Origin of the sequence: Hominisplanchenecus sp., assembly GCF_046967715.1 — a bacterium.
Classification (GTDB): domain Bacteria; phylum Bacillota; class Clostridia; order Lachnospirales; family Lachnospiraceae; genus Hominisplanchenecus; species Hominisplanchenecus faecis.
Genome location: NZ_JBKVNQ010000028.1, coordinates 11,572 through 35,136, shown reverse-complemented (window position 1 = coordinate 35,136; position 23,565 = coordinate 11,572). Strand labels below are relative to the sequence as shown.

Sequence of the window (23,565 nt, the reverse complement as noted above, 5' to 3'; positions counted from 1 at the left end):
TATTTTATCACTCCTGTAAAGAGATTGCATTATTTAAGAGGATTGCTATAGATAAAATCCTTCCGGGTGATTTAAGCGAACTATATGGAGGATCTATAGTGGAGTATGATTACTACTGGGGAGAAGAAGAAAAGTTTTATATTGAAGAACTGTCCGCAGATCTCACAAAAAATATCGTAAGAACAATAAATCATGGATGGGATATTTTAGGCGGACATATGAATAAAGAACAGGTTGTTATTGAATTGATTGATGCGGATACTGGAAAGGCGTTTCGAACAGATAGGAGATATGTTTTTATTGAATCAACGAGAACTTATCCTGCACCAAATAAGCTCACTACTGACAATGGAAATGTTTACTATTTTGATAAGGACAATAAAAATAATCATTTGTCCATTAAAGTAAGTAAAATTGAAAAAGGCAGCGATGTATATAAAACAGGAAATGTCATCAAAGCATATTATTTTACAAAGAAAAATCCGGGAGATCCTGCGGCGGTTCGTATTTCTTATATGGATTCCGCTACTGGGAAACTGGTACGTCAGGAAGATAAAGATGGACTGATTGTTGGCGAGTCTTATTTGCATCAGCCGGAAGAAAGTTTTAAAATCGGTGATGTAACTTACACATACGATCAGGAAAATGCAAAAAACAAGCTGCAAATCGAAAATCTGAGCGGACATCCGGGCAAGGATGAGATTGTTATTTACTATAAGGCATCTGCACCAGATTCGAATCAGAACTCAGACCATGATTCAAAGCCAAATCCGCCAAAAGTCAAAAAACCGGTAGCACCGAAAAAACTTCAGGCAGTACGAACCGGTACAACAAAAGCGAAAATCACGTTCAAGAAAGTGAAAAAGGCAGATGGTTATCAGATCAGCTATGCGGATAATAAAAAATTCCGAAAGGCGAAAAAACTGAGTACCGGAAAAACGACGGTTATTCTGAAAAAACTGAAAAAGAACCGGAAATATTATGTGCGTGTGCGGGCATATCGGAAAGTAAATGGAGTGAAAAAATACGGAACATACGGTAAAGTACAGGCGATTGCAAAACGACCACGTTCATGAGCTGGTGGTGAAAGGGGAGAAAAGAGATGAAAAGAGAAAAAAAGTATCTATTTATTTTGCTGGGATTTTTAATGGCAATTTTGTATCTCCATCCGGTATCAGCACTGGCCGAGGAGGCTCAGAAAATTACAGTTTCTTATCAGTATATTGATGAGGATACTGGAGAAATTTTTAAAGAAGAAAAACGTAATACGGACAAGCAGGCAGGAAAAGCATATGAAGCCACACCGAGATGGGAAGAAAAGTATGGTTTTGAAAAAAAGGAAGTGGTACAAGAACGAATAGACGGAGATTCTGGAACTGCATATATGTTTGATCTTGGACATTCAAAAAATGTGTTGAAGATAGAACATCTCTCTGAAAATTCGGAAGAAAATGTGATCCAGCTATATTACAAAGAATATCATCTGTCAGACAGTGATCATACCTGCGTGGATGTAACTATTATGGATGAGGACGCGGATGTTGTTATAAAGAAAGAGACATTTGAAGTGAAAAAATCAGATCACTTTTATTATGATATTGATTTTATCATAAAAGATGAACAGGGCATCTCTTATCGTTATGACAGTCTGAGCACAGAAAACAGGGAGAGGGTTTTCAGTGCGAATGAAAATGCCATGCGAAATCAGGTAAAGCTGTATTATAAAAAAGGATCTATAAAACCAAACGAAGCCATTGTAGTAGTATATAAAGAGTTAGATCCAGTTGATACAGAATACTGTAAAAAGCAATTTATAGAGGGGCTTACGGTTGGCGATGATTTCTACTTGGACGATATTCATGTAAGTGGACAGGATAATGATAATGATTTGAGCGAATTAAGGCGATTATATGAATGTCATTATAGTTATGATTGGAAACTGAATGAAAAAATATATATCGAAAAACTTTCATCGAATCTGAATGATAATATTTTAAAGACATATCATCATTTGTATAAATTGTGTCCTGGAGATTATGCAGAAGAAAGTACAAAGGTAATATTGGAGTTTGTAGATGCAGACACCAGTAAAGCATTTAAAACAGATCAACGATTTACAAGTCCGGGGGCAAAAATTAACTACACAGCTGTACCGAATAAACTGACTGCCAGCAATGGAAATGTTTACTATTTTGATAAAGATCATGCAAATAATCATTTATCGATTACGGCAAAGAAAATCGAAAAAGGCAGCGATGTCTATAAAGCAGGCAATGTCATTCAAGCATACTACTTTACAAAGAAAAATCCGGGAGATTCTGCGGCGGTTCGTGTTTCTTATATGGATTCCGCTACTGGGAAACTGGTACGTCAGGAAGATAAAGATGGACTGATTGTTGGCGAGTCTTATTTGCATCAGCCGGAAGAAAGTTTTAAAATCGGTGATGTAACTTACACATACGATCAGGAAAATGCAAAAAACAAGCTGCAAATCGAAAATCTGAGCGGACATCCGGGCAAGGATGAGATTGTTATTTACTATAAGGCATCTGTGTCGGATTCAAATCTTGGTCAGAATCAGAATCTGTCAAAAATTAAAAAACTGGCAGCACCGAAAAAACTTCAGGCAGTGCGAACCGGTACAACCAAAGCGAAAATCACATTTAGGAAAGTGAAAAAGGCAGATGGTTATCAGATCAGCTATGCAGACAATAAAAAATTTCGCAAGGCGAAGAAACGGAGCACCGGAAAAACAAGTGTTGTCCTCAAAAAACTGAAAAAGAACCGGAAATACTATGTGCGTGTGCGGGCATATCAGAAAGTAAATGGAGCTAAGAAATATGGAACATACAGTAAAGTGAAGGTGATTGCAAAACGATAATACAATGATGCCAGGGGAGTGCGAAGCACGGAACAATCCGTAGGCATCATATTGACGAAATCCACCAGAACTCGGATTTGAGACTGGTGGATTTTTTTGTTGCTTTTTTCAAAAAAAATACTCTTGACAGATACCGTATGTGGGTGTACTATCAACATATGAACAATCGTTCAAATGTTTGCAGAAAGAGGGTGGAAACTTGGCAACGGAAGAACTGGAATGCTGTGAGGACTGCCAGATTCATCCGGATCGGCTGGATATTGTGAACAGCGGTATGCCGGAGGAAGAGGAATTATACGATCTTGCGGAATTATTTAAGGTATTTGGAGATTCGACGAGAATCCGTATTCTGTTTGTGCTGTTTGAAGCAGAAGTTTGTGTCTGTGATCTCGCAGAGACGCTTCATATGACACAGTCGGCGATCTCACATCAGCTTCGGATTTTAAAGCAATCCAAGCTGGTCAAAAGCAGAAGGGAAGGAAAGTCGGTTTTTTATTCTCTGGCAGACGGGCATGTGCGTACGATCATCGCACAGGGCCGCGAACATATTGAAGAAAAATAAAGAAGAAATATTATAAAAGGAGTGTTTTATCATGAAGAAAAAATTTAAATTACAGGATCTGGATTGTGCAAACTGTGCAGCAAAAATGGAAGATGCGATCAAAAAAATCCCGGGAGTCAACGATGCAAATGTCAGCTTTATGATGCAGAAAATGACCATTGATGCAGAGGATGACAAATTCGATGCGATCATGGAAGAAGTCGTACGTGTATGTGCAAAAGTAGAGCCGGACTGCAAGATCCTGATGAAATAGCATTGTGAGAGTTACTTTGTAACGGAGCAATTCGCAGGCATCAATTTTGATCCCAATATGAAAATAAGGTGAAAGAAAAGGGGGCAGCAGGGTGGATAGCGATATCCGACTGCTGCTTTCAAAAACGGAGGATTTTGGTATGACGGAAAAACAGAAAAAAATGCTGGGCCGCATTATTGCTGCATTTGTCCTGTTTGTTGCCCTGCTGATCGCAGAGCACACAGGAATGTTGGAGAACGTGAATGTGTGGATTCAGTTTGTGATTTATCTGGTACCGTATCTGATCATCGGGTATGATATCGTGTACAAAGCAGTTCGAAATATCAGCCACGGACAGGTTTTCGATGAAAACTTTCTGATGATGGTTGCAACCGTCGGAGCCTTTGGCGTACAGGAGTTTTCAGAAGCAGTAGCCGTTATGTTGTTCTATCAGGTCGGTGAACTGTTCCAGAGCTATGCGGTCGGCAAATCCAGACAGTCCATCTCCGCGATGATGGATATCTGTCCGGAATATGCCAACATTGAGCAGAACGGCGTGCTGACACAGGTCGATCCGGATGACGTGGAGGTTGGCGATATCATCGTAATCAAACCGGGCGAGCGTATCCCTCTGGACGGCGTGGTGATCGAAGGAGAATCGCTTGTTGATACCGCAGCATTGACCGGCGAGTCGGTTCCGAGAAGTGCAAAGGCCGGTGATGAGATCATCAGCGGATGTGTGAACGGAAGCGGTACACTGAAAGTAAAAGTTACGAAAGAATTTGATGATTCTACGGTTGCGAAGATCCTGGAGCTGGTAGAGAATGCAAGCAGCAAGAAAGCAAAAGTAGAGAACTTTATCACAAAATTTGCAAAATATTATACTCCGGTTGTCACGATCGGAGCTGTGGTTCTGGCACTGGTTCCTCCACTGGTTCTTGGGGGCGGATTTGCAGAATGGATCCAGAGAGCATGTATTTTTCTGGTTATCTCCTGCCCATGTGCACTGGTCATCTCGGTTCCGATGGGATTCTTCGGCGGAATCGGAGCAGCATCCAAAGTCGGTGTGCTGGTAAAAGGAAGCAACTATCTGGAAGCCGTTGCTGAGATGACAACGATCGTATTTGATAAGACCGGAACACTTACAAAAGGCGAATTTAAGGTTGCACAGATCCAGCCGCAGGGCATGACAGAGACAGAACTTCTGGAGATTGCGGCTTTGGGAGAAGGTTACTCTACACATCCGATCGCAAATTCGATCCGGGAAGCTTACGGCAAAACTCCGGATATGAAGCGTACAGAAAATGCAAATGAGATCGCCGGACATGGTATTTCCATCACGGTTGACAATAAAGCAATGCTGATCGGAAACGAAAAACTGATGAAAAAGGAAGGCATCGCTTACACCCCTTGCCAGAGCGGCGGAACCGTTGTCTATGTGGCATGTGACGGAAAATTTGCCGGAACTCTGGTGATTTCTGATACAGTAAAAGACGGTGCAAAAGAAGCCATAAGTGCTATGAAACAGGTTGGTGTCAAAAAATGCGTCATGCTGACCGGTGACCGCAAAGAGGCGGCTATGGAAGTGGCAAAAGAGCTTGGTATTGATGAAGTACATGCAGAACTGCTGCCGGCAGATAAGGTGGCACAGGTAGAACGCCTCCTGAGGGAAAAAACGAAGAAAGAAAAACTGGCATTTGTCGGAGACGGCATCAATGATGCTCCGGTACTGACAAGAGCGGATATCGGCATTGCCATGGGAAGCATGGGATCGGATGCAGCAATCGAGGCAGCCGATGTTGTGCTGATGGATGATGATGTCCGCAAGATCGCATCGATCGTAAGGATTTCCAGAAAAACACTGTTGATCGTAAAACAGAACATCGTTTTTGCACTCGGCGTAAAAGCAATCGTATTGCTGCTCGGAGCTTTTGGTGCAGCCAATATGTGGGAAGCTGTTTTCGCAGATGTCGGAGTTTCTGTCATTGCGATCCTGAACTCCATGCGTGCACTGAAAGAGAAGTAAGAAAAGGCAGACAGAAGAGAACGGTATAAAAAGAAAGAGACAAATCCAAAATCGGGTTTGTCTCATTTCTTCACTGTTCTTTTTGCATTTTTTTTATGTGGTTTTTCAAAGCGTCAAAGCTCTCTTTGCTGATTACGTGCTCGATGCGGCAGGCATCTTCCACGGCAGTTTTTTCGGAAACTCCCAGTTTCATCAGACAAGAGGAGATGAGCTGATGGCGTTCGTAGATCATTTCGGCGATTGCTCTGCCGGAATCGGTCAGATAAATAAATCCGGCCTTTGTCACTGTGATATGATTTTTCTCACGGAGATTTTTCATAGCGACGCTGACACTTGATTTTTTAAATCCAAGCTCATTGGCAACATCCACGGAACGGACCACCGGAAGCTGCTTGCTGAGCACTAATATGGTTTCCAGGTAATTTTCTGCTGATTCATTTACTATCATAAGTTGCTCCACCTCACGTTCTTTCCTATCGCAATAAGAAAAGTAAGTTTAGTATAGCATAGAAACAGAGTCTGGTCAAAGATATTTTTGTGAGAAATTGACAAAACTGTAACAAAGTTTATACTTTTTTCTTGACAGCTGCAAACATTTTTTATATGATATGCAATGTAGCGGAAGGCAAGGGGGCTTTGGGATACAGGCAATCGGCTTTTCGCTTCTTGCTATTCTAAAAACATTTTGATCATATGGAGGAATTAGAAATGAAAAAAGCAATGGCATTCTTACTTTGTACTGTAATGACAGCAGGTATGCTGGCAGGATGTGGCTCAAAAACAGCAGAGACAACTGCTTCTACAGAGACAGCAGCTTCTACAGAGACAGCAGCTTCCACAGAAGGCAGCGGTTCAGAAGCAGCAGAAAAGACTTCTGACAAAAAATGGGTTGTTGCAACCGACACGGTTTTCAAACCATTTGAGTATACCAATGATCAGAACGAATTCGTGGGAATCGACGTAGACCTTCTGGCAGCGATCGCAGAAGATCAGGGATTTGAGTATGAACTGCAGAGCCTTGGATGGGATGCAGGTGTTGCAGCTGTTCAGGCAGGACAGGCAGATGCTCTGATCGCAGGAGCAACGATCAAACAGGAACGTATCGATTCCGGATGGATCTTTTCTGATGGATATTATAACGCAACACAGACTTTCGTAGTATCTGAAGACAGCGACATCGCAAGCTACGAAGATCTGAAAGGCAAAAATGTGGCAGTAAAGAACGGTACTGCAGGTGCTGACTTTGCAAACAGCCTGAAAGATGAGTATGGATTTACCGTTACGGTATTTGAAGATTCACCGACGATGTATCAGGATGTTATCCTTGGCAACAGTGCAGCATGCGTAGAAGACACGCCGATCATGGCAGCTTCTATCAAAGAAGGTAATCTGGCACTGAAGATTCCGGAAGGTATGGAGAGCGACGGTGCACCTTACGGACTGGCAATCATGGACGAGAAAAACCAGGAACTGCTGGATATGTTCAACAAAGGACTGGAAGACATCAAAGCAAACGGTACTTACGATGAGATCATCGCAAAATATCTGGGCGAATAATCAGAAGAATAAAAAGGGCAACTCTTAGAGGATACCCTATGCATGGAAGCACGGGACCGGTTTTGGATTCCGTGCTTCTTACGCTATCACAAAATACCTTTTGACCAGGCAATAGATGTTATGATACAATAAATAACAGCAGAATCAAAAGCCGGAAAATGCACAGCAGTGTTTTAAGGTATTTTGAATCTCAATCTTATAAAAATACAAAGGAAGGAGAAAGAACATGATTGCAATTTTACAGTCTTACAGCTCCATGCTTCTTGGAGCACTCGGAAAGACTTTGCTTCTTACACTGCTGTCATTGCTTTTTGCCATGATCATCGGTATGATCTTTGCATTGATGAATGTAGGAAGAAACCGTGTACTGAACTGTATCGGTACCATTTATGTTGATGCGGTGCGAGGCGTTCCGCTGATCGTTCTGGCATATTTTATTTACTTCGGTGTGCCGTCCGGAATGAAAATGATGGGGGCGACCGATTTCAGGCTCAGTGCACTTCAGGCAGGTACGATCGCTCTTGCGATGAACTGCGGTGCCTATATGGCGGAGATCATCCGTGCAGGTATTCAGAGTGTGGACAAAGGACAGATGGAGGCGAGTCGAAGCCTCGGACTTTCCTATGCAAAAAGTATGCGGCTGGTTATCCTGCCACAGGCAATCCGTACGATGGTTCCGTCCATCATCAACCAGTTCATCATCACACTGAAAGATACCTCGATCCTGTCCGTTATCGGATTCCCGGAACTTACCAACATGGGTAAGACGATCGCCGGAAATACGTTCAAGAGTCTTCAGACCTGGGCGATTGTCGGTATCATGTACATGATCGTTATCGTAGCTTTGAGTAAGCTTGCGAAGAGAATCGAGAGGAGGATCGACCGTGGCAGATAAGACAGTAAAAGTACATGTTTCCAATTTAAAGAAAAGCTTTGGAAAACTGGAAGTATTGAAAGATATCAGCATGGATATCCATGAAGGTGAAGTGGTCGTACTGCTCGGACCTTCCGGAAGCGGTAAATCTACCTTTCTTCGATGCCTGAATCAGCTGGAAATTGCGACCGAAGGCGAGATCATTGTGGATGGAAACAATATCACAGACAAGCACACCGACATCAACAAAGTGCGTGAGAACATCGGGATGGTATTCCAGCATTTTAACCTGTTCCCGCACAAGACCGTTCTGGAAAATATCATGCTGGCTCCGGTAGAACTGAAAAAAATGACAAAAGAGCAGGCAAAGGAAAAAGGACTTCAGCTGTTAAAGCGTGTTGGCATGTTTGAGAAGGCAGATGTTTATCCGAATATGCTCTCCGGCGGACAGAAACAGCGTGTTGCGATCGCAAGAGCACTGGCGATGAGCCCGGATATCATGCTGTTTGACGAGCCGACCTCTGCACTGGACCCGGAGATGGTAGGAGAAGTTCTGAATGTTATGAAAGAACTGGCATCCGATGGCATGACTATGGTCATCGTCACACACGAGATCGGTTTTGCAAGAGAAGTGGCAGACCGTGTTGTGTTCATGGACGGAGGCTACATCGTAGAGCAGGGCACGCCGGAGGAAGTAATCCGCAATCCAAAAGAAGCACGTACCATTGACTTCCTGAATAAAGTTCTGTAAGTAGCATTCTTGAATGTTTATGCATAAAAATGCAGATAATATAATGATCTGGAAGGAGGAACAATATGAAAAAAATTATTACGATCAGCCGCGAATTTGGTGCCGGCGGCGGCGAAATCGGTCGAAAAGTGGCAGAGCGTCTTGGATATCATTATTATGATAAAGAGCTGATCCTGAGAAGTGCCGACACATCCAAGGTAGATGTGGAGAGTATGCGTCGCTGGGACGAGAAAGTTCCGGCCAATTTCGGATTTGCCCAGAGCCTGTTTAACTTTTACAACAAGCCGCTTAACGAGACCCTGTTTGAAGCACAGACAAAGGTGATCCGCGAAATCGGCGAGAAAGGCAACTGTGTGATTGTCGGCAGAAATGCCAATACAATCCTTAAAGAATTTGACGGCGGTCTGCATATTTTTGTCCATGCATCACCATACTGGCGTATGATGCGTATGAAAGACAAAATGCCGGATGCAACGGAGGCAAAGATCAGCGATGAGATCCGTTCCATTGACAAGACGCGTAAGAAGTATTGTTCTTACTATACCAATACCGAATTTGGTGTGGCAGATTATTATGATCTCTGCCTGAGCACTTCAACACTTGGCATTGATACTTGCGTCGATTTGATCTGCGACCTTGCACAAAAGTAAAGAATATCATCACAAGAAAGAGTATCTTCTGAAAAGGCAGCAAACAGCAGATAAACAGCAGAATGGTACATAAAAAGAGCATTTTCATCGAATCCACAAAGGGTGGTTTTCGTTGGAAATGCTCTTTTTTATGATCCTGAAAAATCAAGAATTTGATATCAGATCAAGTTTACAGATCATATTCTCCGATCACGCTGATACCGACACCGTAACCACCAGGTCCGATGTGGCAGGAAATGCTGAAAGAAAGCGAATCATAGTAGACATCCATTTCAGGGAAGGACGCAGAAAGCATATCTGTCCATTCTTTTTCCTGCTCTGCACTAAGACCGGCACCTGCAGCACCGAGACGCAGACGTTCTTTCGGGATACCCTGGAAACGGGTTTCAAAATCATTTTTCAGAGCTTCGATCATGCGAAGTTTGGCCTTTTTCATGCCACGCACTTTTGCAAATGCATCCAGACGTTCGCCCTGGATCGTCAGAACCGGTTTGATGTTGAGGACAGAACCAAGGGCAGCACCGGCAGCAGTCACCCGGCCGCCTCTTTTGAGAAATTCCAGTGTATCGACGGCAATGTAAATGCTGGAGTTGAAAGCATTTGTTTCCAGAAGTTCCTTGATCTTTGCAGCCGAAGCTCCAAGATCTGCGTAATGTTTGGCTTCCATTACGGAAATCCGCATGGTAACAGAGATGCGGTGGTTATTGGCTACCTGAACTTTGCCGTCATAATCCAGGGCAAGTCCCATAGCAGCTTCACAGGAAGCACTCAGCCCACTGGACATGGGAATATAGATAATTTCATCGTAACCGGAGTTTAAGATCTCATCCCACATATCCATGACATCGCCGGGGGATGGCTGTGAAGTAGATACGTTCTGATTGCCGGTCAGTGCGGCAAAAAAAGAATCGTGGGTAAGGTCAAGCCCTTCATAGTGTGTTTCTCCGTCGATGATCACCGGCATCTGCATCAGAAAAATGCCAAGGGCATCGGCCTCCTGTTTTGTGATACCACTGTTGGTGTCCGTCATAACGGCTGTTTTCATAGGTATGATCCTCCTTGTTTTTATCTATTAGGGTGCCGGAACGATTCCGGCTTATATCGGCTGCTCAATGTGTCCGCGTGCTGCCCCAGAAAAACAGAGCTACTGTTCCAGGACCGGTGTGACTTCCAATCGCAGTGCCGATAGAATGAATTTCTACTTTTCCATTTAAATTTGGAAAACGTGCCTCTACGAGATCTGCAACAGCTCTGGCATTGTCCATGCAGGCAGACTGCGAAATATAACATTTTCCATTGTATTCCAAACCATTATCCGCAAATTCTTCCATTTTGTCAACAATCGCACGGATAACTTTCTTTTTTGTGCGGATCTTCTGGCGTGGAATCAGCTTCCCTTCGTCATTCATGTTCAAAAGTGGGCAGATGCCGAGCAGACCACCGATGGTACCGGCTGTCTTGGAAATACGTCCACCTTTGATGTAAAAGGTAAGATCCGTAGAAAAAAACCAGTGATGCAGATTCAGGCGATGCTGCATTGCCCAGTCGTACAACTGTTCAAGTGTGTACCCGTTATCGCGAAGATCTGCGAGACGATTCATAAACAGACCATATCCGGAAGAAGCTCCGAGAGAATCTACAATATAAATCTTACGCTCCGGGTAGCGTTCTTCCAATGTCTCCTTTGCAATCATGGCGGAATTGATAACGCCGGAAATGCCGGATGAGAGCGTTACATGCAAAATATCTTTGCCCTCTTTCAGAAAAGACTCAAAATAATGTTCAAATTCATCGGCATTTACCTGCGAAGTCTTTGCGGAAGCACCGTTTTGCAGGGCAAGATAGAACTGATCAAACGGTACGGATTTTCCAAGATCATCTTCATATTCTTTGCCGTTCAGTTCATAATGAAAACATATATAAGAAATATTACGGCTGTTAAAATGTTCTTCTGTAAGATCTGCTGTAGAGCAGCAACTGAGAATAAAATCATTCATATGCATGAACCTCTCTGTTTTGTGGAATTTTATTTGCTGTTTATTGTAACACTTTTCAGTTAGGGATTCAATCTCAGAAATATTGAAAATATGGAACCTGAAAAACAGATGACTTGAAAATAGTTTTAAGACAGCTTGACAAATGTCGGTAAGGTTGGTAAGATACCGATAGAATATCAGAACACGTCGAAGAGACGAGTAGGATGCGGAAAGCTTCAGAGAGAAGTGCGTATGGTGTGAACACTTCAGCGGGAAACATCTGAAAACTACCTCTGAGTGGCCCCAATCCGGTCCGGTGACTCCGTTATCGTCAAATAAGTGGTTTTACAGTCTGCCTGAAATATTTTTAAATCAAGAGACAGACGGGACAAACAGGGTGGAACCGCGGGTAAGAAAACTCGCCCCTTGCATTGCGGATGTGCATTGCAGGGGGCTTTCGTTTTAAATAAAAGAAAGGAAGATAAAACGATGATTATTACATTAAAAGACGGATCAACAAAAGAATATGATCAGGCAATGAGTGTACTGGATATCGCAAAAGATATCAGCGAAGGTCTGGCAAGAGTGGCATGTGCCGGTGAAGTAGACGGCGAATTAGTCGATCTGCGTACCGTTGTAGACAAAGACTGCAATTTAAACATTCTGACTTTTGAAAGCGAAGGCGGTGCATGGGCATTCCATCACACCACTTCTCACATCATGGCACAGGCGATCAAGAGACTGTACCCGGGTGTAAAGCTTGCAATCGGACCTTCCGTGGCAGACGGATTCTACTATGATGTGGACAGTGAAACACCGCTGACAGCAGAAGATCTGGTGAAGATCGAAGCAGAAATGAAAAAGATTGTAAAAGAAGCTCTGCCGATCACACGTTTCACAAAGTCCAGAGAAGAAGCAATCGCATATTTCAAAGAAAAAGAAGAACCATATAAAGTAGAACTGATCGAAGACCTTCCGAAAGATGCCGAAATCAGCTTCTATCAGCAGGGTGAGTTCGTAGACCTCTGTGCAGGACCTCATCTGATGAGCACCAAACCGGTAAAAGCATTTAAGCTGACCAGCCTTGCAGGTGCATACTGGAGAGGCAGTGAGAAAAACAAGATGCTGACCAGAATTTACGGTACTTCTTTCACAAAGAAAGCAGATCTGGAAGAATATCTGAACCGTATGGAAGAAGCAAAGAAACGTGACCACAGAAAACTGGGCAAAGAGCTTGGACTGTTTATGATGCGTGAAGAAGGTCCTGGATTCCCATTCTTCCTGCCAAAAGGAATGGTTCTGAAAAATACACTGCTGGATTACTGGAGAGAGATCCACAGAAAGAACGGTTATGTGGAAATTTCCACTCCGATCATGCTTAGCCGCCATCTGTGGGAGACATCCGGTCACTGGGATCATTATAAGGAAAATATGTACACAACCGTCATCGATGACACGGATTTCGCAATCAAACCGATGAACTGCCCTGGCGGAATCCTGGTATACCAGTCAGAACCGCGTTCTTACCGTGATCTGCCGCTGCGTATGGGAGAGCTTGGACTGGTTCATCGTCATGAGAAATCCGGTCAGCTGCACGGACTGATGCGTGTACGCTGCTTCACACAGGACGATGCTCATATCTTTATGATGCCGGAGCAGATCCGTGACGAGATCAAAGGTGTAGCAAGACTGATCGATGAAGTATATCAGCTGTTTGGATTTAAATATCATGTAGAACTGTCCACCCGTCCGGAAGATTCCATGGGAAGTGACGAAGACTGGGAGATGGCTACGGAAGCACTGAGAGGTGCACTGGATGATCTGGGACTGCCGTATGTAGTAAATGAAGGAGACGGAGCATTCTACGGACCGAAGATCGACTTCCATCTGGAAGACTCCATCGGAAGAACCTGGCAGTGCGGTACGATCCAGCTTGACTTCCAGCTGCCGCTGCGATTCAACTGCGAATACATTGGTGCAGACGGCGAGAAACATCGTCCGATCATGATCCATCGTGTAGCATTCGGTTCCATCGAACGTTTCATCGGAATCCTGATCGAGCATTTTGCAGGTGCATTCCCGACCTGGTTATCCCCGGTACAGGTAAAAGTACTGCCGATCTCCGATAAATACATGGAATACGGTGAGAAAGTAAAAGCAGCACTGGAAGCAGCAAATATTCGTACTGAGATCGACACCAGAGCAGAAAAGATCGGATACAAGATCCGTGAAGCAAGACTTCAGAAGATTCCTTATATGCTGGTAGTAGGGGCAAAAGAGGAAGAAGAAAATACCGTTTCTGTCAGAAGCCGTTTCGCAGGAGATGAAGGTGCAAAGAGCCTGGATGACTTTATCGCAGCGATCACAGAAGAGATCAAAAACCGCGAAAACCGTAAAGTAGAGGTTGAAGAGCAGAAATAAAGAAATTGATTATACGTAAACAGGAAGCCTTGCTACCGTCAGATCGATCAGTTTTGCAGTGATACGGCTCTTCTGTTTAGCGTTCAGTTTCTTTCGTTGCCATCAGATTTTCGCTTCGGAGACATCTGGCAAGCCAAGAACTTTTGATAATGTGCAAAATGAACAATTCCCAAGAAGGCACTTTTACGTGCCCTTCGGGGAATTCGTTCATTTGCACATTCAAAAATTCTTCGCTTTCTCAGCGTAAATAATTCCGCATCGCCTTCAACGCCCCTTTCTCCAGGCGGCTGACCTGTGCCTGGGAGATGCCGACTTCATTTGCCACTTCCATCTGGGTTTTGCCTTCATAGAAGCGAAGCTTAATGATATGGCGTTCCCGCTCACCAAGCCGTTCTACGGCTTCCCTAAGAGAGATTGATTCAACCCAGTTTTCTTCTTTATTCTTTTTATCACTGATTTGATCCATCACGTAGAGAGAATCTCCGCCTTCGGTATAGACCGGGTCAAATAAGCTGACCGGCGTCTGGATGGCATCCATGGCGTAGACGATTTCTTCTTTTGCAATTCCGATTTCTGAGGCGATCTCGTTGATCGTCGGTTCTCGCAGATTCTTTTTCATATACCCCTCCCGGGCATAGATCGCTTTGTAGGCGGTATCCCGAAGCGAACGGCTGACACGCATGGCACTGTTGTCCCGCAGGTATCTTCGGATCTCCCCAACGATCATCGGTACTGCATAGGTGGAGAATTTTACCATGAGAGAAGGATCAAAATTATCTATGGATTTGATCAGACCGATACAGCCGATCTGAAATAAATCATCTGCATTTTCATTGCTTGCACCGAAACGTTTGATCACGCTGAGCACAAGACGCAGGTTTCCTTTGATAAAGGTTTCTCTTGCTGCCTGATCACCCGCTTTGATTTTAATAAAAAGAGCATCTTTTTCTTCTTGCGTAAGCATAGGAAGCTTCGCTGTGTTCACACCACATATCTCAACTTTATTAAGTGCCATATTCGAAATCCTCCTGATTTATATTCCTGATAAAAGAATTCTCCGTTTCGAATAGAAATATGCGATTTTGCAGAAAATATAAAAAATATCAGACCTTGACATGATAATCGCTGAAGGAAGAATGTCGCTGCAATCCACCGGAGATAGCAGCAGATGGAAAGCAGAATCTCGCTGCAGCACCCAGATTTGCAATTTGCAGGTAAAAGTGCTATAATGAAAAAACTATGGGGAGAAAAGGAGTACCGATGTTAAATAACAGAAAGAGCATGCTTGCATTGCTTCTCGGGATGTCCCTTGCAGTGACATTTCCGGTCGGCGTAGATGCCTCGGATAAGGGAGCGGACACCGCACAGGAGACGATGCAGGATTCTGAAAATACAACAGATTCTGTACAGGATACAGAGAACACGGAGAGCACGGAGAGTGAACCGCCGCAGCCGGAGACCAGAGCTACGGAAGCCGAGAGTGAGACGACGGCAGATACAAAGGCGGAAGAGACACAGGAGTCCGAAGAGATACAGACCGAAACGCAGCAGTCTGAGCCAGATGAGACAGATCCGGAGGATACAAAAGAGAAAGATCAGGACCTGGATGAAAAGGCAGCACAGCGTGAAAAGGAGAAAGAAAAGGCGAAAGACAAAAAGGATTCTTCCAAGAGTGAGAAGGATGCCATGTCGGAGCAGAAGTTCGATGAACGTTTTGAAAAGCTGGTGATCGATCCGGAAGAACTGGAAAAGTCGTTCCGTTTTGAGACGGTAGCAAAGGAATACGCTCTCGCAAAAGCGGATCTTAAGATCTATACAGCGAAAAACAGCCATGCAGACGTTGCCGGAACCCTTGCAAAGGACGGACTCTGTTATATACTCTGGAAAGGAAAAAACTGGTCTTATGTTGAGTCCGGGAATGTTCGTGGTTATGTAAAAAATAAAAACGTTCTGACCGGTGAGGTCGTAAGAGTCAAAGTGGCACTCAAAAAAGAAGGTTTTATGACACTTGCGAAAGCAAAAATCGATCCGAAGGAGAATCCGGCTTATGCCAGCGTGAAAAAGACCATTCAGGAGACGGTTGTAAAACGTGTCAATGCGGTCGCAAAGGAGAATGAGCTGAATGTGCGGGAAGAGAAGTCAACCGACGCACGCGTGGTTGGTGTGATCCCGCAGGGCGGACTTTGTTATATTCTTGCAGATCAGGGTCAGGAATGGTGCTATGTGGAGTCTGGTGATGTGCGTGGATTTGTAAAAAGCGAGCTGCTTCTGACCGGTAAAGAGGCAGATGCCATCGTAAAGGCGACAAAACGCAAAAATATGACTCTGGCAACGGAAGAGATCAGACCGGAGGAGAACAGAGCCCTTTATTATACGTTCACTTCCACACAGAAAGCACATTCGGAAAAGGTAAAGTATCTGGGCAAATTTAAGCTGACAGCATACTGTGCATGCCAGATCTGCTGCGGTGAGTTTGCGAATGGCATCACAGCAAGCGGTACCGTTCCGATTCAGGGACAGACGGTTGCCATGTACGGTGTTCCGTTTGGGACAAAGTTGATCGTAGATGATGTGGTTTATACGGTAGAAGACCGCGGCACACCGTATGGGCATATTGATATTTATATGGTAGATCACGAGGCAGCAGCGGCTTTTGGTACAAGAGAAGCAGATGTCTACCTTGGCAAATGATCAGGTTGCAGGTTGCTGTATCTTAAAGCAAAGCGGAAGAGGACAGATGTGCAGGAGGAAATCATTCGCATTTCTTCCTGCATTTTTCTTCTTCAATCTCGACCAGGATGATATCGGCACCGATCTGGCAGATACATTCCCAGGGAATGATGTATTCGGTATCGCGGCCGAGAAAACAGCAGATCTTTGCCGGACCGGGAACAATGATTGCTTTCACAAATCCGGTACAGATATCGATATCCACATCGCATACACAGCCAAGAGAACGGCAGGTACAGGTGTTGATCACTTCTTTCTGCCGCAGTTCACAGATTCGCATAAAATCCCCACACCTTCCTTTGAAATAGAACGAACCGATCGATGTACACAAGATAGCAGATGCTTTCGAAAAGTGTTTTTTCTATAGTTTATGCGATCCGGGCAGAAGAGGTTCCGCTTTTTGCGGGTATGCACAGTTTGGAAAGATGTATTGACAGTAAAAACAGGATTCGTTATACTTCACATTAGATGATTTATCTTAGTCGGAGAAGACTCCCACTTCTATAAGTGGCGAGCAACAAATTTGTCTTAGTGGGAGTGCAATCTCCGACTAAGATAAACGCTCCGCGAGAATGCACAGCGATTCTGTTGGGTAAATGTCAGCAAAGCTGACCAGAATCGCATGCCAAGTCTCACGTGCGTTCGACTTGAAACGAAAAGTACACCAGGCACAGTCAGGAGGAAAAAGATGAAATGTCCGTTTTGTAATCAGGATAATACCAGGGTAGTAGATTCAAGGCCTGCAGATGATAACTGTTCCATCCGCAGAAGGAGACTTTGCGATGCCTGCGGAAAGCGTTTTACCACTTACGAAAAGGTGGAAACGATCCCGCTCACCGTGATCAAGAAAGATCTGACAAGGGAACAGTATGACAGGTCCAAGATTGAAGCAGGAGTCGTAAGGGCATGTTATAAACGTCCGATCTCTGTACAGAGGATCAACGGGATGATCGATGAGATTGAAACGGAGATTTTCAATCGCGAAGAAAAAGAGATTGACAGCAAGACCATAGGGGAGATCGTTATGGACAAGCTCAAAAGCCTGGATGCGGTGGCGTATGTGAGATTCGCGTCAGTCTATCGCGAATTTAAAGATGTCAATACTTTTATGGATGAATTAAAGAAAATATTAGAGTAAGCAGATGTCAGACCTGAAAGTACGGAATGTGAAACGATCTGTATGGCATTTGGCAGAAATAAACGATCATGTGTGAGATTCACACAGAGAAATGGAGAAAGCATGAAGCGAAGAATAGAAGAGCTGATGAATGGAATATATGAATATAAGACTCCAGATCTTCTTTTTTCCTGTGATGAGATTCGTGCGGTGGTGAAACCAGGAGAAAAGTTTTTCGGCAGTTTTACAATAAAAAATAAAGAGCAGAAAAGGATCCGGGGATTTTTGTATTCTTCGGATGCACGCGTGGCATGTGAGCCGAGAGAATTTTCCGGGATTGAACCGAAGCTGTCTTTTGATGTAGATTTTACGGGAATGAAAGCCGGAGATGTGCTGGAAGGAAGTCTTACCGTCTGCACGAACATGGGAGAAAAAGCACTTCCTTTTTCTTTTGCGATCATGCAGAAAAAGGTGCAGCTTCCGGCAGGAGAGGCATTTACGCTGGATTCTTTTGCACAGCTGGCAAAGGAGCATTACGAGAAAGCGTATGCGATGTTCTGCTCCAGGAGTTTTACAAGGACGATCGAAAAGCAGTATCCGCAGTTTGAGGCTCTCAACCGCGGACTGAGGAGCAAGACCATGAGCATGGAACTTATGGAGGAGTTTCTGATCAGCACCGGGAAAAAGAGTGCCATAAAATATGAACTGAAAAAAGAAAGGCAGGAGTTTTCACAGATCGCTTCGGTCATTCAGGAGCAGATTGAGATCGTAAAGAACGGATGGGGCTATTCGCAGATCGAAGTCTTTTCGGATGCGGCATTTCTGCAGCCGGAGCAGAGTCTGATCCGCCCGGATGATTTTCTTGGAAGCAGTTTTACTCTGGATTATCTGATCGATCCGGCACGAATGCATGCCGGGCACAATTTTGGCCGGATCATCTTAAAAAGCGGAAACTGGAAGAAAACCTTTGAAGTGACTGCACGCAAATTTACCGCAAAAGAGATCGATCACAGAGCTCATATCCAGAAAAAGGAGATTGAGCGTCTCTACCGGGATTATCTGGATTTTCGCTTAAAGAAGATCAGCTTAAATACCTGGATCGCCAGAGCGGAAGATGCTTTTGCACGCTATGAACAGGCAGGCGGAGAGGATATCATGATGAAGCTGTATCAGGTACAGATCTATTTTGCGGCAGATCAGCCGGAGATCGCCTGTCCTTTGCTTGAAAAGCTGGAGCAGAAACGGAGGATCTCAGACCGTCCGGCCGTGCAGGGCTATTATCAGTATCTGACGACTCTTTATGATAAAGATGAGAAATATATTGATTATATCGAAAGCAAGATCCAGGATCTGTACCTGAAAAATCAGGAAGAATGGCTGCTTCAGTGGGTGCTGTTATATCTGAAGGAGAATCTTCTGCAGCATCCGTCACAGAAACTGGAAGCAATCCGAAGACAGTATAAAATGGGCTGCCGCAGCAGACTGATGTATCTGGAGGCGTTCACGCTGTTTCGGAAGTCACCGCTTCTGTTAAAGAAGCTGGATGATTTTGAGATTCAGGTGCTGCGTTTTATCTGCCGCAACGATCTTCTGGATAAAGAACTCGTGATGCAGGTGGCAGATACTGCCGGACGGCAGAGACGTTATGATGCGACCATGTATCAGATCCTGTGCCAGTGCTATACCAAGTATCCGTCAAAGAGTGTGGTCAGTGCGATCTGCAGTCTGCTGATCAAAGGACATAAAGTGGGTGCTGCTTATTTTAACTGGTATGAAAAGGGTGTTGCCGAAGGACTGCGTCTGACCGGATTGTATGAATATTATGTGGAGTCCATGGGAAAAGAACGGACAGGACTCCTGCCGCAGATGGTGCGGATGTATTTTTCCTATGAGAACAGCAGCCTTGATTATGTGAAAAAGGCAGTTTTATATAAAAATATTATAGACAATAAAGAACAGGATCCAAAGACCTACGACAGCTATCGTGCGGCGATCGAGAAATATATGGTGGATCAGCTGATGGCAGGACGCATGAACCGCGAGCTGGCGTGTATTTATCAGGAGTTTCTCACAAAATCCATGTTAAATACAAGGATGACGGAGAATCTTTCCCATGCACTTTTCACCTGTGAGATCTGCTGTAAAGATCCAAATGCATCCGCAGTTGCCGTTGTCCACAGACAGCTCGAAGAGATCCAGACGGTGATCTTCTCCAAACATACGGCAAACGTGCAGATCTATACGGAAGATGCCTGTATTTTTATCATCGACCGCGAAGGAAGATGGCATACAAAAGGATTTGATTATACCATTACCAGACTGCTTAAGGGCAGTGATATGTTTTCTATGTGCCGCAGGATCGCACCGGACAGTCCGGGATTTCTGCTGTATTCCTGTACAGAAGCACAGAGATCAAGGGATATCACACAGGAGAAGATCCGAGACTTTTTCGGCATGCTGGAGTTCGTGGATGTAAAAGAAGACTACAAGCAGCAGCTAAGAAAAGAAATCCTGGAGTATTATTATGATAATCTGCAGGATGATACGCTCTATGAGCACCTGCACGATATGGATCTTGAGGTTTTTGCGGCGGTGGATAAGGCAAAGACGGTGGAACTTCTGGTCAGAGAAGGCATGTGCAAAGAAGCATTCCTTCTGGTATCCAGGTTCGGACCGGAAGAGATCCCGCTTGGCGTTCTGGTGCGTCTGTGCAGCCGCAGGATCTTGGAGCAGGGACCGGAAGAGGACGAAATGCTGCTCTATCTGTGCCATTACTGTTTCTGCCACGGAAAATACGATGAGGCCATTCTTTCTTATCTGCTCTCAGGTTACGACGGACCGATGGAGACGATGAAGACCCTGTGGAAAGCCGGCAAGAATTTTGACCTGGATACCATGGCACTGGAAGAAAAAATCCTGATCATGCTGGCATTTGAGCGGACGGGCATGGAAGAAACGGAACCGATCTTTGAATCCTACCGCCGGAAGTATGGCAAGAAGATGTTGCTTGCGGCTTATCTGAATCTGATGTCTTACCAGTATTTTGTGAAAGGGATGGACGTGCAGAAGCCGGTTTTTGCTGAGATTGAGCGAAGGATGAATGCATCCGAATCCGTTGATCCGGCATGCAGACTGGCTTATCTCAGGTACCGTACCGAATGTGGGGAAGCTTCCGAAAAGCAGCTGATCCTGATGTCACAGATCCTTCAGGAGTGCGGCGATAAGCATATGTGCTTTGGATTCTTTGAAAAGCTGCCGGTGTCTCTGATGCGTACCCTTCAGCTTATGGACCGCAGCATCATCGAGTACCGCACCGATCCAAAGGCAATCGTGATGCTGACGTACACGCTGGAAAATCAGGAAGAAGGCACTTCCGTGGAGCATACGGAAATGCTGCATAATGTATACGAAGGTATTTTTGAGAAAGATTTTACCCTGTTTTACGGTGAAAAAATGGTCTGCATGATTCATGAGGAAAAGGACGGGAAGAAAACGCAGTCCGGTCCGTTTACACTGCTGCCAAGGACAGAAATGCCGGAAGATAACGACATGCAGAGCCGTTACGGTATGTTAAATGAGATGTGCAGAGCATTTGTACAGAAAAAGGAAACGGAGTTTAAGGCACAGGCAGAAGAATATCTGAAAAAAGAAAGTCTGGCAGAGCATTTTCTGCCGGTCAGATAAAAGCGGACAGAGAAAGGAACGACAAGTATGTTGGCAGAACATGGCAATATTTCAGTGGGAATTGATCTCGGACGGGATTATTCTCAGATTGCATTTTGCAGTAAATCTGACCGTGCACCGCTGATGGTCATGCAGTCAGAGGAGGAAAAAGAAGAAAACGATTACCTGATCAGGACACCGGTCGATCTGTTCTCTTTGGTCGAACGGAAAGATGCCAGAGGCGTGGAAGTACTGTATCAGTTTTTGAAAGAATGTTTTGCATTGTTAAAAGGTGCAGGGTCTGTGGAACATATGACGGTTATGGTGACGATGCACGAGATGAAAGGGATCTGGGCAGATGTGATCCGCACGGCACTTTTAAAGCTTGGCATACCGTCCTCAGCCATTTTTTTGCAGGGACATCTGGAGAGCTTTTATACCTATCTGATGAACCAGAAAAAAGAGCTTCTGACGTATCATGTCGCATTACTGGAATACGAAAGAGACTGCATCACGGCATGGCATTTCTGGCTGGAGCGAAAGACAAAACCGGTGCTTGCAAAGACGGAAAAATGTTTCCGGCTGTATCTGGACAACAAAGCAAGAAAAGGACGCGGGGACGAAGAGTGGGGGATCCTCAGGGATTCGCTTCTGCATAAAAATCTGGAGAAAATGTTTGAAAACACGCCGTTTTCTGCCGTTTATCTGGTCGGCAGAGAGTTCGAAGGGGAATGGATGGACAAATCTTTTCGTTTTCTGTGCAGAAAACGGAGAAGTTTTCGCGGAGACAATCTCTACACCATGGGAGCCTGCTATGCGGCAATGGAAGAAAACGGGGCGACGGCCTGCAAAGATACGCTCTATCTGAGCGATGACATGATACAGCACAATCTCGGAATGTGGATGGAAATCCGCGGTCAGGAAGGCTATTATCCGCTGGTGAATGCCGGGATCAACTGGTATATGGCGAGACATACCTGTGAATTTTTGCTTGGCGATGAAAAGGAAGTCGTGATCTACTCCAGAACGGTCCGGGGAGAAGAAATGGAACACACCCTGGCTCTTAGCCAGCTTCCGGATCGACCGAGACGGGCAACCAGACTGCGGCTCGACATTTCCTTTACCGCACCGGACAGATGCAGGGTGCGGGCGGAGGATCTTGGACTTGGTGAACTGTATCCGTCTTCCGGTAAAATCTGGGAAGCAAATATCAGCCTTTCCTGAAAAGGGGAGGAAAGGGAGGAATGATGGCAATGTATCAGTTGTGTCGTGCGAAAGCGGCGAAACATCCGTTTTATATCGAGAGTATTGATATCAATATTTATACAATAGAAGAATTGTGCTTTTATCTCTGGAAGAATGTAAGTCTTTTGGATGAGAGCATTCTGAATGAAAAACTGTGTGACTGGCTGGAAGGAGAGCTGGGCATGCAAAGGCTGGCGTTCCATCTTCGTGAGAAACTGAAAGACGCAGAGAGTATTGCGGAGCTGGTGCTGCCGGTTTTCCGGGAAGTACGTTATCTGAATGCGGCTGAGATGTATGCGGTAAAAGAGCAAATTGGCAAGCTGGAGGTACAGACGGAGGATATCCGCAGGAAGATCCGTGCGGATCTGCTGGTCAATTACGGCATGTATTCCGGGGCGGTCAGCCTTTACCGTCAGATCCTGCAAAACCGCAATCAGGGGAAAACAGGGCTTCAGTTTTATGCAGGCGTACTGAGCAATATGGCGGGGGCGTACGGAAGGATGTTCCTGTTCCGCGAGGCCGCAGACTGTCTGTGGCAGTCTTATGAGATGGTACGCTCCAATGCGGTGTACCGCAGTTATCTGGCAATTTTGCCGCTGTATCTGTCGGAAGAAGACTATAAAAAGCGTCTCGAAGAGCTGAAAGTGCCAAAAGAACAGCTCGACAAGATCGAAGAAGAGAAGCAGGAAGTACTGGCAAAGGCAGAAAAAATGCAGAAGATCGAAAACGCCGGTCAGGAAACACTGGCAAGGTTTTTACAGGAAGAAAAAAGAAAATATCATAAAAGCAGAAGATAAGTTGACATCGCCCTGATAATGTGATAGTATTTGATTACTTTACCACGGTAGAGTGGTCACATACAGCAGTAAAACAGGGGAAG

Annotated in this window: 20 protein-coding genes; 15 read left to right on the top strand and 5 right to left on the bottom strand. The window is 44.7% G+C overall.

All coding sequences use genetic code 11. The features are described from left to right. The 5 genes from ACLTL4_RS05825 to ACLTL4_RS05805 form a co-directional block, all read left to right on the top strand. On the top strand, positions 1 to 1,076 hold a 1,076-nt coding region (locus tag ACLTL4_RS05825; protein ID WP_412320321.1), incomplete at its 5' end, for a fibronectin type III domain-containing protein. Positions 1,077 to 1,102: 26 nt separating this feature from the next. Further along, on the top strand, positions 1,103 to 2,881 hold the full coding sequence (locus ACLTL4_RS05820; RefSeq protein WP_412290808.1) for a fibronectin type III domain-containing protein: 1,779 nt from the start codon (positions 1,103 to 1,105) through the stop codon (positions 2,879 to 2,881). 199 nt (positions 2,882 to 3,080) lie between these two features. Further along, positions 3,081 to 3,443: an ArsR/SmtB family transcription factor gene (locus ACLTL4_RS05815; RefSeq protein ID WP_022119283.1), complete on the top strand. Its 363-nt coding sequence runs from the start codon at positions 3,081 to 3,083 to the stop codon at positions 3,441 to 3,443. A gap of 31 nt (positions 3,444 to 3,474) precedes the next feature. Next, positions 3,475 to 3,696, top strand: a complete 222-nt coding sequence (locus ACLTL4_RS05810) for a cation transporter (RefSeq protein ID WP_173866992.1) — start codon at positions 3,475 to 3,477, stop codon at positions 3,694 to 3,696. Positions 3,697 to 3,835: 139 nt separating this feature from the next. Continuing rightward, positions 3,836 to 5,701 carry a heavy metal translocating P-type ATPase gene (locus tag ACLTL4_RS05805; RefSeq protein ID WP_412320322.1) on the top strand — a complete coding sequence of 622 codons (1,866 nt, stop codon included), beginning with the start codon at positions 3,836 to 3,838 and terminating at the stop codon, positions 5,699 to 5,701. A 70-nt stretch (positions 5,702 to 5,771) separates the two neighbouring features. Here the strand turns inward: ACLTL4_RS05805 and ACLTL4_RS05800 are convergent, their stop codons facing one another. Further along, positions 5,772 to 6,149 (bottom strand): metal-dependent transcriptional regulator, encoded by a 378-nt coding sequence (locus tag ACLTL4_RS05800; protein WP_022119287.1) that lies wholly within the window; start codon positions 6,147 to 6,149, stop codon positions 5,772 to 5,774. Between the two features lie 260 nt (positions 6,150 to 6,409). Here ACLTL4_RS05800 and ACLTL4_RS05795 point away from each other — a divergent pair, with 260 nt between their 5' ends. From ACLTL4_RS05795 to ACLTL4_RS05780, 4 genes are all read left to right on the top strand, one after another. Beyond that, positions 6,410 to 7,258 (top strand): transporter substrate-binding domain-containing protein, encoded by an 849-nt coding sequence (locus ACLTL4_RS05795; RefSeq protein ID WP_022119288.1) that lies wholly within the window; start codon positions 6,410 to 6,412, stop codon positions 7,256 to 7,258. 226 nt (positions 7,259 to 7,484) lie between these two features. Then, positions 7,485 to 8,153, top strand: a complete 669-nt coding sequence (locus tag ACLTL4_RS05790) for an amino acid ABC transporter permease (RefSeq protein WP_022119289.1) — start codon at positions 7,485 to 7,487, stop codon at positions 8,151 to 8,153. Further along, positions 8,143 to 8,883 (top strand): amino acid ABC transporter ATP-binding protein, encoded by a 741-nt coding sequence (locus ACLTL4_RS05785; RefSeq protein ID WP_412320320.1) that lies wholly within the window; start codon positions 8,143 to 8,145, stop codon positions 8,881 to 8,883. Before ACLTL4_RS05790 ends, ACLTL4_RS05785 begins: the two co-directional genes overlap by 11 nt. A 65-nt stretch (positions 8,884 to 8,948) precedes the next feature. After that, positions 8,949 to 9,533 (top strand): AAA family ATPase, encoded by a 585-nt coding sequence (locus tag ACLTL4_RS05780; RefSeq protein ID WP_022119291.1) that lies wholly within the window; start codon positions 8,949 to 8,951, stop codon positions 9,531 to 9,533. 169 nt (positions 9,534 to 9,702) lie between these two features. Here ACLTL4_RS05780 and ACLTL4_RS05775 read toward each other — a convergent pair whose 3' ends face one another. Together ACLTL4_RS05775 and ACLTL4_RS05770 are read right to left on the bottom strand one after the other, a co-directional pair. Then, on the bottom strand, positions 9,703 to 10,578 hold the full coding sequence (locus tag ACLTL4_RS05775) for a DegV family protein (protein ID WP_173866991.1): 876 nt from the start codon (positions 10,576 to 10,578) through the stop codon (positions 9,703 to 9,705). Positions 10,579 to 10,642: 64 nt separating this feature from the next. Next, complete coding sequence (locus ACLTL4_RS05770) at positions 10,643 to 11,530, bottom strand: DegV family protein (RefSeq protein ID WP_022119293.1); 888 nt, start codon at positions 11,528 to 11,530, stop codon at positions 10,643 to 10,645. Positions 11,531 to 11,998: 468 nt separating this feature from the next. On the opposite strand from ACLTL4_RS05770, the gene thrS reads away from it, so the two are divergent. Then, entirely contained in the window at positions 11,999 to 13,930 is a 1,932-nt protein-coding gene (gene thrS, locus ACLTL4_RS05765) for a threonine--tRNA ligase (protein WP_215659085.1), read from the top strand. 238 nt (positions 13,931 to 14,168) lie between these two features. On the opposite strand, the gene sigG is transcribed toward thrS, so the two are convergent. Next, positions 14,169 to 14,945: an RNA polymerase sporulation sigma factor SigG gene (gene sigG / locus ACLTL4_RS05760; protein WP_022119295.1), complete on the bottom strand. Its 777-nt coding sequence runs from the start codon at positions 14,943 to 14,945 to the stop codon at positions 14,169 to 14,171. A gap of 245 nt (positions 14,946 to 15,190) precedes the next feature. On the opposite strand from sigG, the gene ACLTL4_RS05755 reads away from it, so the two are divergent. Next, on the top strand, positions 15,191 to 16,621 hold the full coding sequence (locus ACLTL4_RS05755) for an SH3 domain-containing protein (RefSeq protein ID WP_022119296.1): 1,431 nt from the start codon (positions 15,191 to 15,193) through the stop codon (positions 16,619 to 16,621). A gap of 61 nt (positions 16,622 to 16,682) precedes the next feature. Here ACLTL4_RS05755 and ACLTL4_RS05750 read toward each other — a convergent pair whose 3' ends face one another. After that, entirely contained in the window at positions 16,683 to 16,940 is a 258-nt protein-coding gene (locus ACLTL4_RS05750) for a PRC-barrel domain-containing protein (protein ID WP_022119297.1), read from the bottom strand. A 408-nt stretch (positions 16,941 to 17,348) separates the two neighbouring features. On the opposite strand from ACLTL4_RS05750, the gene nrdR reads away from it, so the two are divergent. From nrdR to ACLTL4_RS05730, 4 genes are all read left to right on the top strand, one after another. Further along, positions 17,349 to 17,798, top strand: coding sequence for a transcriptional regulator NrdR (gene nrdR, locus ACLTL4_RS05745; protein WP_022119298.1), 450 nt, complete (start codon positions 17,349 to 17,351; stop codon positions 17,796 to 17,798). 102 nt (positions 17,799 to 17,900) lie between these two features. Next, entirely contained in the window at positions 17,901 to 21,461 is a 3,561-nt protein-coding gene (locus ACLTL4_RS05740; protein WP_412290813.1) for a DUF5717 family protein, read from the top strand. A 27-nt stretch (positions 21,462 to 21,488) separates the two neighbouring features. Further along, entirely contained in the window at positions 21,489 to 22,664 is a 1,176-nt protein-coding gene (locus ACLTL4_RS05735) for a DUF5716 family protein (RefSeq protein ID WP_412290815.1), read from the top strand. 20 nt (positions 22,665 to 22,684) lie between these two features. Next, on the top strand, positions 22,685 to 23,482 hold the full coding sequence (locus ACLTL4_RS05730) for a hypothetical protein (RefSeq protein WP_022119300.1): 798 nt from the start codon (positions 22,685 to 22,687) through the stop codon (positions 23,480 to 23,482). The last annotated feature ends 83 nt before the right edge of the window (positions 23,483 to 23,565 follow it).

Coding starts and splice junctions, on each gene's coding strand:
- ACLTL4_RS05820 (WP_412290808.1), top strand. CDS start 1,103: ATGAAAAGAGAAAAAAAGTATCTATTTATTTTGCTGGGATTTTTAATG.
- ACLTL4_RS05810 (WP_173866992.1), top strand. CDS start 3,475: ATGAAGAAAAAATTTAAATTACAGGATCTGGATTGTGCAAACTGTGCA.
- ACLTL4_RS05805 (WP_412320322.1), top strand. CDS start 3,836: ATGACGGAAAAACAGAAAAAAATGCTGGGCCGCATTATTGCTGCATTT.
- ACLTL4_RS05800 (WP_022119287.1), bottom strand. CDS start 6,149: ATGATAGTAAATGAATCAGCAGAAAATTACCTGGAAACCATATTAGTG.
- ACLTL4_RS05795 (WP_022119288.1), top strand. CDS start 6,410: ATGAAAAAAGCAATGGCATTCTTACTTTGTACTGTAATGACAGCAGGT.
- ACLTL4_RS05790 (WP_022119289.1), top strand. CDS start 7,485: ATGATTGCAATTTTACAGTCTTACAGCTCCATGCTTCTTGGAGCACTC.
- ACLTL4_RS05780 (WP_022119291.1), top strand. CDS start 8,949: ATGAAAAAAATTATTACGATCAGCCGCGAATTTGGTGCCGGCGGCGGC.
- ACLTL4_RS05775 (WP_173866991.1), bottom strand. CDS start 10,578: ATGAAAACAGCCGTTATGACGGACACCAACAGTGGTATCACAAAACAG.
- ACLTL4_RS05770 (WP_022119293.1), bottom strand. CDS start 11,530: ATGAATGATTTTATTCTCAGTTGCTGCTCTACAGCAGATCTTACAGAA.
- thrS (WP_215659085.1), top strand. CDS start 11,999: ATGATTATTACATTAAAAGACGGATCAACAAAAGAATATGATCAGGCA.
- sigG (WP_022119295.1), bottom strand. CDS start 14,945: ATGGCACTTAATAAAGTTGAGATATGTGGTGTGAACACAGCGAAGCTT.
- ACLTL4_RS05755 (WP_022119296.1), top strand. CDS start 15,191: ATGTTAAATAACAGAAAGAGCATGCTTGCATTGCTTCTCGGGATGTCC.
- ACLTL4_RS05750 (WP_022119297.1), bottom strand. CDS start 16,940: ATGCGAATCTGTGAACTGCGGCAGAAAGAAGTGATCAACACCTGTACC.
- nrdR (WP_022119298.1), top strand. CDS start 17,349: ATGAAATGTCCGTTTTGTAATCAGGATAATACCAGGGTAGTAGATTCA.
- ACLTL4_RS05740 (WP_412290813.1), top strand. CDS start 17,901: ATGAAGCGAAGAATAGAAGAGCTGATGAATGGAATATATGAATATAAG.
- ACLTL4_RS05735 (WP_412290815.1), top strand. CDS start 21,489: ATGTTGGCAGAACATGGCAATATTTCAGTGGGAATTGATCTCGGACGG.
- ACLTL4_RS05730 (WP_022119300.1), top strand. CDS start 22,685: ATGATGGCAATGTATCAGTTGTGTCGTGCGAAAGCGGCGAAACATCCG.